Source organism: Frankia sp. CoBUL1, from assembly GCF_978021245.1.
Genome location: NZ_CDXDOS010000076.1, coordinates 1 through 14,261, shown reverse-complemented (window position 1 = coordinate 14,261; position 14,261 = coordinate 1). Strand labels below are relative to the sequence as shown.

The following is a 14,261-nucleotide window of genomic DNA, read 5'->3' as shown; positions in this document are numbered from 1 at the left end:
CCTACATCCCCCGCCCCTCGGCCCTACACCAGCACCTCCTCGACATCCTCGGCGTCGACCCCACCCGACCACCATGATCGACAGCCGGGCCGGTCAACGCATCGAAACCCCATGTGCGGAAGACAGGGCTAGCGGAATCAAGCCGTAACCCCGGCGTTCCGGACAGGCGGGCCGGCTGGTCGCCGGGGGGCTCGTACGATCAACCCATGCCGCCGCCGACCTCCACCACCGGTCGCGCGCCGTTGCGCCGGGCGGCGGAGCGGGCGCTGTTGACCCAGGTGACCGGCAGCCTCGCGTACGCCGACGAACGCCGCCTGATCCACGAGGTGCCCACCCTGCTGACTACGACCGCATGACCACAGGACCGCATCAACAGACTTCGGATGAGTGGGACAGGCTGTTCGGATGAGTGGGACAGGCTGTGACGATGCGTGAGAAGGGACCCGGGCGGCGCCGTCGTGGACCTCGTTGGGCGGCGATGCTCGCGGCGCTGGCCCTGTTCGCCGTGGCCGTGCCCGGGGTCTGCGCGGCCTCGGCTTCGGCTTCGGCCCCCGCGTCGGCCGGGGGAGTCCTCGTCGAACCGGTTACCCACCACGGTTCATCTACAAGAACACCACGATCTTCCGCATCTTCATCCACCGATAAATCGAATAATTTGCCATCTATCACTCCGAGTGACACGGCAGCCAGGCCCGGTGGTTCGCCGAACCCGGTGACGATCGATCTGGATGAGGTAAGTCCCCCCACCCCGGGGGGCTCGACCATGCTCTCCGTCAGCGGCCAGCTCATCACCACGGTCGGGGAGCCGCTGGCCCACCTCTCCATGAGCCTGTGGATAGGCGCCAGGGTGACCTCACGCGGGCAGCTGGCCACCCTGACCGATGACCCGGCCACGGCGAGAACACGCAGCTACCGCCAGGTGGTCCTCGCGAACGGCGACGGCACCCAGCCGCTGGCCGCCCCGCCCACCCAGGGTGCCGCGCCCGTGCCCTTCCGGATCGCCGCCGATCGCGCCGCGCTGGACCTGCCGCCGAGCCTGGGGGTGTACCCGATCCAGCTACGGATTACCGGCTCCGTCGGGGGCCGCGCCGCGGCACCGATCGGCGCGGCCTACACCTTCCTGGTCTGGGCGCCGAATCCGCAGCAGCCGAGGACGCCGATCGCCGCGGTCCTGCCGATCGCAGATCAGCCGCGCCTGCGCTCGGACGGCCGGCTGACCGACAACGCGCTCGCGGACGAGGTGAAGCCGGGCGGCCGGCTGTCCCGGCTGCTGACCGCCGCCGCGCCGCCGGTCACGCTCGCCGTCGATCCGACCCTGGTGCAGGCGCTGACCATCATGGCGCAGCCGGGCGGCTACGACTACGCCACCCCGGGCGGGCCCGTTCATGCGCAGACGAACGCCGATGCGGCCCTTTTTCTCTCCGACATCGTGCGCTTCGCCGAGCACGGAGGCATGGTGTTCGCGCTGCCCTACGGGGATGCCGATCTGACCGCGCTCGTCCACGCCCGGAAGCTGGACACGATGAAGTACGCCGTCAAGACTGGCGAAGTTGTGCTGGCCCAACTGTTGGGGCGTGCCCCCCTACAGAAGGGCACCATCGCATACCCCGCCGACGGGTCGGCGGACGCCACCACCGTGGACGTACTGCGCCAGCTGGAGGTCGGGACTGTGATCCTCGATGACCAGCTGCTACCCCCCACGACGAAGATCACCTATACCCCGTCAGCGACCGTCAGCCTCGCCACCTCGGCCGGACCGATCCAGGCGCTCGCGGCCGACCGCCGGCTCACCAGGATCGCAACCGCCTACACCGGGCTGCCCGACGGTCCCGACTTCGGGACGGCCCTGGCACGCCTGCGGGCCGAACTCGGCATGATCACCGCCGAACGACCCGAGCAACGGTTCCAGGTCCTGGCGCTGCCCCGGGACTGGGATCCGCCGAGCGACTGGGCACGGTCGGTACTCGACACCCTCACCAGCGGCTACTCCACCTCGGTGGGACTCGACGCAGGTGCCGGGGGCCAGGGCCGCCCGGTCGACCGGCCGGGCCGGCTCGTCTACCCGGCCGAGGCACAGGCCCGCGAACTGCCGGCCAACTACCTCACCGCCGTCGAGGACGTCCTCGACGAGGTGCAGGCCCTGAGCCCCGTGCTGTGCCCGCCCAGGCGCGGTCCCAGGTGCCAGCTGCAGCTCATCAACCCGATGAAGAACGCGCTTGTCACGGCGGCCTCCGCCGCGTGGCGGGGAGACCGCAGGGTTGACGGTGTGTCGTTGAGCCAGCAGGTGGACGGGGAGGCGTCCGCGATCCGCAACGGAATCCAGGTGGTGGCCTCCCGCAGCGTCAACCTGACGAGCAAACGTGGGCTGGTCCCGATCACCTTGGAGAACAACACCCAATACGAGGTCACTGTGGTGCTCGCCTTCTCTTCGACCAACCGGTCCCGGCTGCGCTCGCCAGCCCGGCAGACACTCCGCCTTCCCCCAGGGCAGAAGGCTCAGGTCGAGATCGGGATGGAGGCCGAAGGTGCGGGAACGTTTCCCCTCGAGATCCGCAAACTCAACCTCGACGGGCAGGCGCTGTCCAAGGAACCACCGAACCGGGTTCTCGTCCGGTCCACCGTCTACGGCGCCATCGCGACCGCGATCACCATCGGTGCCATCGGCGTGCTGCTCCTGGCGGTCATCATCCGCCTGGCGCGACGGCTACGGGCCCGCCTGCGTGGGGCCGAGGACGACCTGGGTAGACCGGCGGGTCCGCACGAGGCTACGACCGGGCCGACTGCCCCGCTCTACCCGGTGGACCAGGTGAACCAGGTCGATCCGGTCACCCCCACCGGTCCGCTCACTCCCGCAGCCTCGGTCTCGACCCGGCATAGTGGCGACGACGAGCGCGAAGCCGCCACCTCGACTACGACGACGCCGGTGGTACGGACGGCCGTCCGGCGCTATGACGACCAGGACCGAGACACCCTTCGCCACGGCCTCGACAGCCAGGAGGACACCGGCGACTCGGCGGCCACAACTCCCTTCCGACGGCGACGGAGCGGCCCATGACGCCGGTCGAGGAGGAGGGCCGGTCTGGGGCCCGGCATCGCAGGGGTGCTACCGACCCCCGGCGTGATCGCGGTACCGGCGGTGGACCGTCGGACCGGGACCCACCCGATGTCGGGTACTGCGACGAGGACGGCTACCCGGCAACCGAACGCCCGGCCCGGTTCCCCCCGGACCAGTCGTATCCCGGTTATCCCTGGCAGACCCGTCCGGAGCAGCCAGATCCGGACCGGGGACTCGCGCGCCGGCCCCAGCACTCCGAACGGGACCATCCGAAACGGGACCATCCGGAACGGGAGCACCCTGTCGACCCGGACGGACGCCGTGGCGCGCCACGGTTCAACGCGCCACGGTTCAACGCGCCACGGTTCGACGCGCCACGCCATGAAGACCGGCGGCAGGGCGACCCGCGGTACGACGGCGCGCCCTACGACGGCGGCCCGCGCCACCCGGACCCGCGCTATGACGATCCCGCGAGCTCCCGCGACAAGCGGTATCCGCGATCCGCAGACCGCCGCCCCGCTCCCGGCGCTCCGCGCATGACCGCCGGCGAGCAGACCCGGAAGCTTCCCGCCACATCGGGCCCACCACCGCCGCCTCCCCATGTGCCGCCTCCGTCGGAAGGAGGTCCCCCGCCGGGGCCACGCGTACCGGAACGATCGCAACGCGGCACCCCGCCGCTGGACGACGGGCGGACGAGCCGGCTGCCGACCCCGCCCGGGGTCGGCCCTGTCATCCCCATCGGACGATCCTCATGGCGGGACGCCCCAGACCGCCCAGACCGCCCAGAGCCTGCGGCGCGTCCGGAGCGACGCACCCGAGCAGACCGTTCCCGTCGTGACGGCGACGAGCGCCGTCGGCCGTCCTTGAGCGAGTCCAGGCCGACGGTGGCACTTCCTCGCAGCAACGTCCGCCGCATCCCCCCCGAACCGGCCCGACGAGACACCGGCACGGCGCCGCGCGACAGCGCAACCATGCAGGCCGGCAGGCCGGCCGAGGCCGGGCCCGGCCTCGGCCGGGCCAGTGGAACCATGGCGATCGGCACGATCGTCTCCCGGGCATCCGGGTTCCTGCGGACCGTCGCGATCGCCACGGCGATCGGGACCGGTGCGGTGAGCCAGGCCTACAACGTCGCCAACACCACGCCGAACATCCTCTACGACCTGCTCCTCGGCGGCGTCCTCACGAGCGTCGTGGTGCCGGTCATGGTCCGCACCGCGAAGGAGGATCCCGACGGGGGGGACGCGTTCGCGTCGTCGCTGCTCACACTCATGATCCTCGGCCTCGGGGCCGTCGTGGCAGTGGGCATGCTGATCGCCCCGTGGATCATCAGTCTCTACCTGCACGCCGGCTCCGACGAGCGGGCGCTCGCCGCCACGATGCTGCGGTGGTTCCTGCCGCAGATCGTCTTCTACGGGGTAGGCGCGACGATCGGGGCGATCCTCAACGTCAGACAGTCGTTCACCGCGCCCATGTTCGCCCCGATCCTGAACAATCTGCTGGTCATCGTCACCTGTCTGGGCTTCACCTATTTCATCGCGGGGCCGCGCCCGCCGGGTGTGGACGGGCCGAAGGCCATCACCGGCACCCAGGTGACGGTGCTCTGCGCCGGGACGACGCTGGGCGTCGTCGTCATGACCCTCGCGCTGCTCCCCTCGCTGCGCAAGGTCGGTTTCCACTACCGGCCGCGGTTGGACATGCGGCATCCCGAACTGCGCTCGACGGCCCGGCTGGCGGGGTGGACGCTGCTGTTCGTCGTGATCAGCCAGGCCGGCTATCTGGTGATCGTCAACCTGTCGACGGCGACGACCGCCTATACGATCTACACGTACGGATACCAGATCTTCCAGCTCCCGTACGCCATCATCGGCGTCTCGGTCATCACCGCGCTGTTGCCGAGGATGAGCGGGCACGCCGCCCAGGGGCGCAGCGACCTGGTGCGGGCCGACATCTCGATGGCGACCCGGATCACGATCACCGCGATCGTGCCCGCAGCCCTGTTCATCCTCGCCCTGGGTCGGCCGATCGCCGTCGCCGTGTTCCATCACGGCGCGACCGGCTACGGCGACGCTGTGGACATCGGCGACACCCTCAGCGCCTTCGCCCTGGCCCTCGTGCCGTTCTCCCTGTTCCAGGTGCAGCTACGGGTGTTCTACGCCTACCAGGACAGTCGCACCCCGGCACTGGTCAACATCGGGGTCGTGGCGGTGAACGTCATCGGTGCCCTGGTCCTCACCGTGGTCGTGCCCGAGGAGCACCGGGCCGTCGCGCTGGCGCTCTCCTTCGCCACCGCCTACCTGATGGGCCTCGCTGCGACGAGCGCCCTGTTGCACCGGCGGCTCGGGGGAATCGATGGCAATCGCACCGTGCGGGTCATCACCCGGGTCGCGATCTCGGCCGGGATCGGCGCCGTCCTCGCGTCGCTGCTCGCCCGAGGTGTCCGCGCGGTCGTGGGTGAGGGGTGGCTTGGTTCCGGGATCGCGGTGGTGCTCGCCGCGGCCGTGGGAGGCGGGCTCTTCCTCGCGGTCGGCACCCGGACGGGGATACACGAGATCAACGCCCTGCTGGCGGAGGTGAACGGACGACTCGGCGGCCGGCTGCCCCGACCGCCGGGACGGTCATCGCAACGCGACTGACCGGCGGTGATGGCACCTACGGGCCAGCCGAGACGATCCCGCCGGCACCAGGAAGATCCTTGTCGTCGTTGCTCTCGGGGCATCCTCGCACGTCACCGGAAGAACCGGCTCGCCGATCGTCACAGTCGGTACACATGGGCGGGTTGTCCCAAGACATTCGCGAGATCCTCCTGACCTCCTCGTACACTGGACACGCTGTGCGCGGGCCCCACCCAACGTCGCCGGTGAACCAGGCGCAGCCTCCCGCTCGTCGCTTCGTTCATCGAGGCGGCTGGTCAGAGCGACGGAGGGTACCCGGGTGTCCGCCTACGGTGGCGGCACACTGGGCGGAACCCCTGCCCGGGTGAGGTAGGGAAGCCGACGGCGGATTGTGGACGCCGGGCCCGTGGACGACGGAGGCGCTGTGGTCGACGGAAGCAACCGACCGCAGGCCGGGGACGTCGATAACGACGTGAACCCGAACGCGCCCGGAGTCCGGGGTGCGACGCCGCCCTCCGGCACCGCCATCCTCGCCGAGTCCGTGCTCGACCGCCGCTACCGTCTGCTCTCCGCATTGACGACCCGTGGGCCTGTCACCCTCTGGCGAGGCGACGACAAGGTGCTCGCCCGACCGGTGGCGGTGCGCATCGTCGAGCACGGCCCCGCGTCCGCGGGCGGCGGCGGGCCGGCCACGGATCCGGAGCAGGAGCAGGCGGCCCGTCGGCTTCTCACCGCGGCGATCAACTCCGGTCGGCTGGTGCATCCCGGGGCCGCCTCGACCTACGATGCCACCACTACCACGGCCGAGTCCCGACGCATCTCCTACGTCGTCTCGGAATGGGTGGACGGCAAAACGCTGCGTCAGCTTTCCACCGACGGGCCGCTACGCCCGGAGCAGGCCGGCGCCGTGGTGCTCGCCGCGGCCCGAGTCATCGCCGCGGCACACGAGCGCGGCATCCATCACGGTGACCTGAACCCCGGTGACGTCATCGTCTCCAGCCACGGCACCGTCAAGGTCATCGACCTGGAGATCGGCGGGGTGCTCGCGGAACTCGACGGTTCCCTCCCCGCGACGGAGCTCGACGGGCACGGCAGGCAGCCCGACCAGAGTGGGATCGGCGGGGACGACGGTTCCGGCCCAGGCACGGCCGACCGCGCGGGCGGCGGCTCCGACGCCACGGCGGTGAATCCCGACCTGATCGCCGCAGCCGACGTCCGGGCGCTCGGTGGCCTGCTGTATGCCGGGCTCACCGGTTACTGGCCCCTTGGCGGGGACCGCGGTCTGCCCACCGCACCCACCTCGGGCGGCCGGCTGCGGACTCCCCGACAGGTCGCCTCGTCAGTTCCGCGTGATCTCGACGCCATCACCATGGCCACCCTCGGCGACGATCGGGTCGGAGCGCCCATCACCACGGCGGCCGACCTGGTTGAGGAGCTGGAGTCGATCAACCCGGTGGACGCCGTGCTCGACACCGGGTTGATGAGCCTCAGCGACGCCCCGCCCAGCACCGAGGCGATGGATGTGGACGCCTTCGCCTCCTCGGACTACCTCGCGCCGGGTAATTCCCCGGCGCAGGGCCGCTATGCCGACACGGCCGGCTACCCCGCCCACGCCCGGTACGCCCGGTACGACACCCAGGTGGCAGGCCCCCGCGGGTCGCGCGCTGGCGGGACCGGCTACGGCCGCGGCGGATACGACGACCGCAGTGGATACGACGACCGCGGCGGATACGACGACCGCAGTGGATACGACGACCGCAGCGGATACGACGACCGCGGCTATCCCGCCGGGGGTGGCGGTTACCCGGCGGGATCCGACCGCTACCCGCCTGGTTCCGGTCCGAAGCGCCGCGGCGGGCCGTCGCTGGGACGGGCCGTGCCGTGGATCGCCCTGGTGGTGGTCGTCGCGATCGCGGTGGTCGCCGTGATCGCCCTGCGTGACGACGGCGGAAAGAACAACACCCCCAAACCCGGCACCTCGACCACGGTGCCGGCAACCCCCACCGGAACCATCCTCAAGCCGAGCAGCACGGACTCCTTCGACCCGCTCGCACCTGCGGGTGAACCCAAAACCGAGAAACCGGCGGATGTCGGCAAGGCATTCGACGGGAACACGTCGACGGAGTGGACGACGAGCAACTACACCAGCGCGACGTTCGGCAACCTCAAGCCGGGTGTCGGACTGCGCATGGCGTTTCCGCAGAAGATCCTGCCCACCTCGGTCACCGTGACGGTCGGCAGCCTGGGTCCGGTGTCGTTCGAGCTGCGCAGCGGCGACAGGCTGCCGGATTCACTCGACGGCTTCGACCGCGTGGTCGCCCAGAAGTCAGGCGCCAGCGGCACGGTGGTCCTGCCGATGTCGTCGGACGTGAACCCCTCGCAGTACTGGGTGCTGTGGCTGACCTCGCTGCCGTCGAACGCCGGGCAGTACCGCGGGTCGATCGCGGAGATCACGTTCCGGTCCTGACGGGAGGACGGTGAGAGTCCCGGTCCACCCGCCGAGGTCCTGGTGACCGCCCCGACGCCGAGCTGGACCGCGCCGCCGTACCGCCCGCCCGACGCTGCCCATGACGACTACCCCGAAAGGCCATATTCGTGATCCGGCCGATCCCGGCGAGTGCGTCGCCGAGCATGACCCGCCCCTGGGCGTCGAGGACGCGCTGGACTGGCTGACGCCCGGGTTGCGGACCGCCGTGGTGCTGGTGGACGTGGCAGGGGACCCGTCGCCGAGACGGCGGGACTGCTGGGAGTTCCGGTCGGGACGGTGAAAAGCCGGCGCTCGCACGGCCGCGCGCAGCTCGCCGTCCTGCTGGATCCCCCTGGCCAGGGAACCCGGCGGCTTCGCCCGCCGTCTCAGAAGGAAGACACCAGGATGCGGCGGGCTCACCGGGGCGGCAGCCCGTTACCCGAGGTCGGCCAGTCGGCCGCGGCCGACGCCATCCGGATCTGCCGAAGGAGGTGATCAGCAATGGCGACTGAGCCTGCGGGGGACCGACGTCAACCGGCGGCTCCCTCCGGTCCCTTCCCGGCGGGTCGCCGCTTCCGCACGCACGGGCATCACCCGGACGCCGAGCTGCTGGACGCCTTCACGGACGGAGAGCCGCTCCCCCGCTCCGTCCGCGAGCATATCGAGGGCTGCGTCTCATGCCAGGAGTCGATGGTCGCTCTGCGCAGGGTCCGTACGGACCTCTCCCGCCTGGCGACCCTGACGATGCCCGGCGAGGTGGCCGAACGCCTCCAGGCTACGCTGGCGGCCCACGCACCTGCTCCCTCTCGGCCGGGACCGGGCCGGAACCCAGCCACGCCGACCGGTCCGGGGCCCGCGAGCTCCGGCTTCGTCGGCACCGCGGGAGCCGCCGGGGTCACCGGCACGGAACCCCTCATGGGGGATACCGCGGCCGTCCACACCGATACGGGGGATGACACGGGGCGTGCCGGTGCCGTAGGCACCGGTGGGCGGGCGGCGAGTGGCAACGGGCCAAGGCGACCCGGCCGAGGTCAGGCGGGGGCTGGGCTCGCAGACCGCCAGCCGGCCTGGCACCGGGATCCGCGGAACCGTCCGGATGCGCCGGGTACTCCAGGTAGGCCGGGTACTCCAGGTACGCCAGGTGCGCGCCCCCGACGGGACTGGGTGTCCCTCGTGGCGGTCTGCATCGCCTTCATCACCTTCGGGGCGGCGATCTTCGTGTACCACGGTCTGCGGAGCGCCAACGTCGATCACAGGGTGGCGGTGTCCAACCCCGTGGACAGCTCCGGCCCGACCGGCGGCTCGGTGGTGGCCGAATACGGCTCCGCCAGCTCCGTTCCCCTTACCGTGATGGCGCTCTCGCAGACGAGCGTCGCTCCCTCGGACGTCGTGCGGCACGGCCGGGAACTGCTGGCCGGCCGGATCCCGGGGTCCGCGGCGCTGCCGCTCGTGCCGTCCGCGCCCGCGGCGGCCGGCCGCACGACGACCCCTGCGACGGTGGACGTCGACCGGTTGCGCTCGGTGCTGGACACCCCTGACCTGCGTCCGTGCTACCAGAGCCTGACGGCGCAGACGGGTGGCACAATCCTCGCTGTCGACCGCGTCGTCTACAACGACCAGCCGGCGCTGTTGATCGTGCTCTCCGTGCCCATGCAACCGGCGGTGGCCAGGGTGCTGGTCGTCGACGCCCACTGCGGCGTCACCACCGTCTCCACCGCGCCGTGGTACAGCGTGTCCACGCTGCGGCATTGAGGTGGGGGTTGGACGCATCGCGGGGGCCGGGAGCCCGGCCGTGGCGCGCACCGGTGGCGGGCGCGGATGGAATCAGATGCCCGCGGAGACGGTTGTCGCTGTCGGACACCATCTCCATGGACGGACCGATAAACGAGGAACTCGGATGAAGCCGGGGCGACAGGTACCGGCGAGGGCCCACCCGGCTCACAGGGATCCCGTAGCGTGAAAGGAGCGGGTGTGACAGCCCAGGAGGACGGCCAGGATGTCACCGGCCGCAGCAGCCAGCCCGACGGCGATGACGACATACGCGATGTCGTCATCGTCGGTTCGGGCCCGGCAGGGTACACGGCCGCTGTCTACACCGCCCGGGCCAACCTACGGCCACTCGTGTTCGAGGGCGCGGTATCGGCCGGCGGAGCGCTCATGAACACCACCGAGGTGGAGAACTTTCCTGGGTTTCCGGACGGCATCCAGGGTCCGGAGCTGATGGAGAACCTGCGACGGCAGGCGGAGCGGTTCGGAGCCGAGCTGGTGGCCGACGACGTCACCGAGCTCGACCTCGCGGCGAACCCAAAGGTCGTCAAGATCGAGGACAGGACCTACCTCGCCCGCACGGTCATCGTCGCCACCGGTTCGGCCTACCGCATGCTCGGCGTCGAGCACGAGGAGCGGTTGCTCGGCCGCGGGGTCTCCGCCTGTGCGACCTGCGACGGCTTCTTCTTCCGGGATCAGGACATCGCGGTGGTTGGCGGGGGCGACTCGGCGATGGAGGAGGCGACCTTCCTGACCCGCTTCGCCCGCTCGGTGACGGTGATCCACCGACGGGACAAACTCCGGGCCAGTGCGATCATGCAGGAGCGGGCCTTCGCCAACGAGAAGATCCGGTTCCGGTGGAACGCCGAGGTCACCGAGCTCCTGGGCGCGGACAAGCTCACCGGCGTCCGGCTGCGCGACACCGTCACCGGCGAGGCGAAGGATCTTCCGGTCACCGGGCTGTTCGTCGCTATCGGTCACCTTCCGCGTACCGAACTCGTCCGTGGTCAGCTCGACCTCGACGACGCCGGCTACATCTCGGTCGCGCACCCGACCACGAAGACGAACCTGGACGGGGTCTTCGCCTGTGGCGACGTGGTCGACCACACCTACCGCCAGGCCATCACCGCGGCCGGCACGGGCTGCGCCGCCGCGCTCGACGCGGAGCGCTTCATCGCCGCCGGGGAGGGTCCGGGCGAGGTGACCACCGTGGCTCCCCGGGTCGTGACCCCGACGCCGCAACCCGCCTGATCCGGGCATCTGTCCGGGCATCTGTCCGGGCATCTGTCCGGGCAGCCGATCAGGCGGCGCCGGAGCAGGCCTGCCCGACCCGGCTATCCGAAAGCCATTCGGGCACCGTCCGCGGGCCACCACCGGCCTGTTGATCGCCTACCCGTCCACCAAAAGATCATCCATCAGGGAGAACAACATGGCAGGTTCCATCACCCCCGTGACCGACAGCACCTTCGTGACCGAGGTGCTGGAGAGCGACAAACCGGTCCTGGTGGACTTCTGGGCCGAGTGGTGCGGCCCTTGCAAGATGGTCGCACCCGTCTTGGAGGAGATCGCTAAAGAGCATGGCGAGAAGCTCCGGGTCGTCAAGCTGAACATCGACGAGAACCCGGAGACCGCCCGGAACTACCAGATCATGTCGATCCCGACCATGGCTGTGTTCGTCAAGGGTGTGATCGACAAGATCATCGTCGGCGCGAAGCCGAAGGCCGCCCTGCTGCGTGACCTCTCGGCCTACATCTGATCTCGTCACGCGGTCGTTCCACCGTCGGCCCGCCGGGTGTGATCCCGGCGGGCCGACATCGTTCCCGGACCGGTCCGCGCCGGTTCGCCCACGACAACCGGATACCACGTGCGGACCGGGAACTTTCTCCCGCCGTCACGAGCATCGGGGGAGTATCACGGCGGCCCGGTCACGCATGGTCAATACTGGAGGATCCGGTTCGCGGCCGGTCGAGACCGCACGGGCATGCCCTAGGCTTGAGATTCAGCAATCGGCCGTCGGCGCATCATTCGTCGACGCGGTGGCCCCGACCATCGGGTTTCGCCAGGGGCACCGGGTTTCGCCAGGGGCACGTTGGGCAGGCGAGCTGAAAGGTATGCATCGGTGAAGCTGCTGCGTCTGGGAGACCAAGGTTCCGCCGTCGCCGAGGTTCGGGCAGCCCTGACCTATCTTGGTTTTCTTCCCGTGACGCCCCGGCAGAGCCGGGATCCGGCCGGCCCAGGTAAGGGTGACCCAGGTAAGAGCGCCCCGGATAGAGGTGTTACCTCCGCCGCGGACCCGTCCCAGGACACGCGGGTCCCGGCTGTCGACGGTACTCTCGGCGGTGTTCCGGCCGAGCCTGCCGATCGGTTCGACCGAGATCTCGACAACGCGCTGCGCGCCTTTCAGCAGAGCCGGGGGCTGTCCGCCGACGGGATACTCGGTCCGGACACGGCGCGTGCCTTGGAGGAGGCACGCCACAAGCTCGGCGACCGTCTGCTCTACCACAGCCCCGCGTACCCTTTTGTCGGCGATGACGTGGCGGCGCTCCAGGAACGCCTGTTCAACATGGGTTTCGACGTCGGCCGCACGGATGGGATCTTCGGGCCACGCACCGAGTCCGCGGTCCGCGACTTCCAGCGCAACCGGGGTCTCGATCCGGACGGCCAATGCGGGCCACACACCCTGCGCGAGCTCAAACGCCTGCAGCGCACGGTCACTGGTGGCCGGCCTGACATGCTGCGGGAGTCCGTCCGGCTGTTGGCCCACGGCTCCTCGCTGCTCGGGGTCGTCGTCGCCATCGATCCCGGCCACGGTGGCGACGATCCGGGCATCGTCCGCGGCAACCTGTGCGAACGGGATCTCATGGCCGACCTCGCCGCTCGGATGTCCACGCGGCTACTCGACTCGGGCCTGCGGGCGCACCTCATCCACGGCCTGGACGAGTCCCCCAGCGAGGAGGAGCGGGCCTCGCGGGCGAACGAACTCGAAGCGGATCTCCTGATCTCGCTGCACGCCGACAGCAGTCCATCCCCGCGCGCCCAGGGGGTGTCGGCCTACTACTACGGCAACGCGCGCGGGTCGTCCGCCGTGGGTGAGCGCTTCGCCCAGCTCGTCCACCGCGAGATCGTCTCCCGGACCGACATGCTGGACTGCCGCACCCATCCGAAGGTCTGGAGCCTGCTTCGGCGGACCCGGATGCCGGCCGTACGGCTCGACCTCGGATATCTGACAAACGAACATGACGCCAAGGCCCTTGGCTCCACCGCGTTCCGGGCAACCGTCGCCGAGGCGGTGCTCGCCGCGGCCCAACGACTCTTTCTCCCACCCGAGCAGGACGCGCCGACGGGCCAGCTTCACGTCCCCCGCCTCGCCGGCCGCACCTGACCGGCCACCGAGGCATTCCACCGACAAGGCTGACGTTTCACGTGAAACGAGGCCGGTGCGTCGATGGGGAAGATTCATGCTCGGCAGCCTAGGCTGATTCCGTGACAGCCTCCGCATCCGTCGACGTTGACCTCGGCTGCCGGAGGCCCGGTAGTCGACCCATGGAGCGCCTTTTCGATGAGCCGTCGCATCGCGAACATCACCCTGGACAACATCGACGATCTCCCGCTACCCTGCCGCCGCTGCGTCTTCTGGGAGCTCGATCCGGTGGCCCGGAGCCGCGCGGAGGAGGCTGGCGGCACCGACCTCGAGAAGGAGGCGTGGGTTTCCCTGGCCCTCCTGGAATGGGGAAGTTGCGGAAAGATCGCCTATATCGACAACGTCCCGGCCGGATTCGTGATGTTCGCTCCGCCGGCCTACGTGCCTCGATCGGTGGCCTTTCCCACCAGCCCGGTCTCACCGGACGCGGTGCTGCTCATGACAGCGTCGATCGTCGATGAGTTCACCGGACAGGGGCTGGGGCGGATCCTGGTCCAGTCCGTCGCCAAGGACGTCATCCGCCGCGGCTTCAAGGCGGTGGAAGCGTTCGGTGACCTCCAGAACTCGGGCACCCGCTGCATCCTGCCCGCCGACTATCTCCTCGCGGTCGGTTTCAAGACGGTCCGGCCCCATCATCGATGGCCGCGGCTGCGGCTTGAGGTGAAGAACGCGGTGAGCTGGCGAGAGGACGTCGAGGTCGCCCTGGAACGTCTGCTGGGATCGATGACGCCGGAGGGCATGCTGCGCAAGGTCAGCCAGGCCGGCAATCTGGCCTGAGCACCACGATCTGGCCTGAGCACGGCGATGGCCCGGAACTCGGCGGGCAATCGGCAGACATGCGCGCGGCCACCCGGGGGAGTCCGGCACAGCCCCGGGACCGCGCGATCCGCGTCCGGCTCAAGAAGCCCAGAGAACCCCGAGCGAACCCCGGGCCGGACG

10 protein-coding genes are annotated in these 14,261 nt (G+C 70.2%); all 10 read left to right on the top strand.

Going from position 1 to position 14,261, the window contains the following annotated elements:
* The first annotated feature begins 206 nt into the window (after positions 1-206).
* On the top strand, positions 207-356 hold the full coding sequence (locus AC08OX_RS08260; protein ID WP_476607266.1) for a hypothetical protein: 150 nt from the start codon (positions 207-209) through the stop codon (positions 354-356).
* 71 nt (positions 357-427) lie between these two features.
* Positions 428-3,055 carry a DUF6049 family protein gene (locus AC08OX_RS08255; RefSeq protein ID WP_476607265.1) on the top strand — a complete coding sequence of 876 codons (2,628 nt, stop codon included), beginning with the start codon at positions 428-430 and terminating at the stop codon, positions 3,053-3,055.
* An 884-nt stretch (positions 3,056-3,939) separates the two neighbouring features.
* Entirely contained in the window at positions 3,940-5,688 is a 1,749-nt protein-coding gene (murJ, locus tag AC08OX_RS08250) for a murein biosynthesis integral membrane protein MurJ (RefSeq protein ID WP_476607264.1), read from the top strand.
* A gap of 403 nt (positions 5,689-6,091) precedes the next feature.
* The gene (locus AC08OX_RS08245) at positions 6,092-8,134 is read left to right on the top strand and encodes a protein kinase family protein (protein WP_476607263.1); all 2,043 of its coding nucleotides are present in this window, start codon (positions 6,092-6,094) and stop codon (positions 8,132-8,134) included.
* Between the two features lie 100 nt (positions 8,135-8,234).
* On the top strand, positions 8,235-8,435 hold the full coding sequence (locus AC08OX_RS08240) for a hypothetical protein (protein ID WP_476607262.1): 201 nt from the start codon (positions 8,235-8,237) through the stop codon (positions 8,433-8,435).
* A gap of 863 nt (positions 8,436-9,298) precedes the next feature.
* Positions 9,299-9,886 (top strand): hypothetical protein, encoded by a 588-nt coding sequence (locus AC08OX_RS08235; RefSeq protein ID WP_476607261.1) that lies wholly within the window; start codon positions 9,299-9,301, stop codon positions 9,884-9,886.
* A 219-nt stretch (positions 9,887-10,105) separates the two neighbouring features.
* A complete protein-coding gene (gene trxB, locus AC08OX_RS08230; protein ID WP_023839960.1) occupies positions 10,106-11,152 on the top strand; it encodes a thioredoxin-disulfide reductase in 1,047 nt (348 codons plus the stop codon).
* Between the two features lie 178 nt (positions 11,153-11,330).
* Positions 11,331-11,657 (top strand): thioredoxin, encoded by a 327-nt coding sequence (gene trxA / locus AC08OX_RS08225; protein ID WP_476607260.1) that lies wholly within the window; start codon positions 11,331-11,333, stop codon positions 11,655-11,657.
* 363 nt (positions 11,658-12,020) lie between these two features.
* Positions 12,021-13,283 carry an N-acetylmuramoyl-L-alanine amidase gene (locus AC08OX_RS08220; RefSeq protein ID WP_476607259.1) on the top strand — a complete coding sequence of 421 codons (1,263 nt, stop codon included), beginning with the start codon at positions 12,021-12,023 and terminating at the stop codon, positions 13,281-13,283.
* A 177-nt stretch (positions 13,284-13,460) separates the two neighbouring features.
* Entirely contained in the window at positions 13,461-14,099 is a 639-nt protein-coding gene (locus AC08OX_RS08215) for a GNAT family N-acetyltransferase (protein ID WP_476607258.1), read from the top strand.
* Positions 14,100-14,261 lie beyond the last annotated feature (162 nt).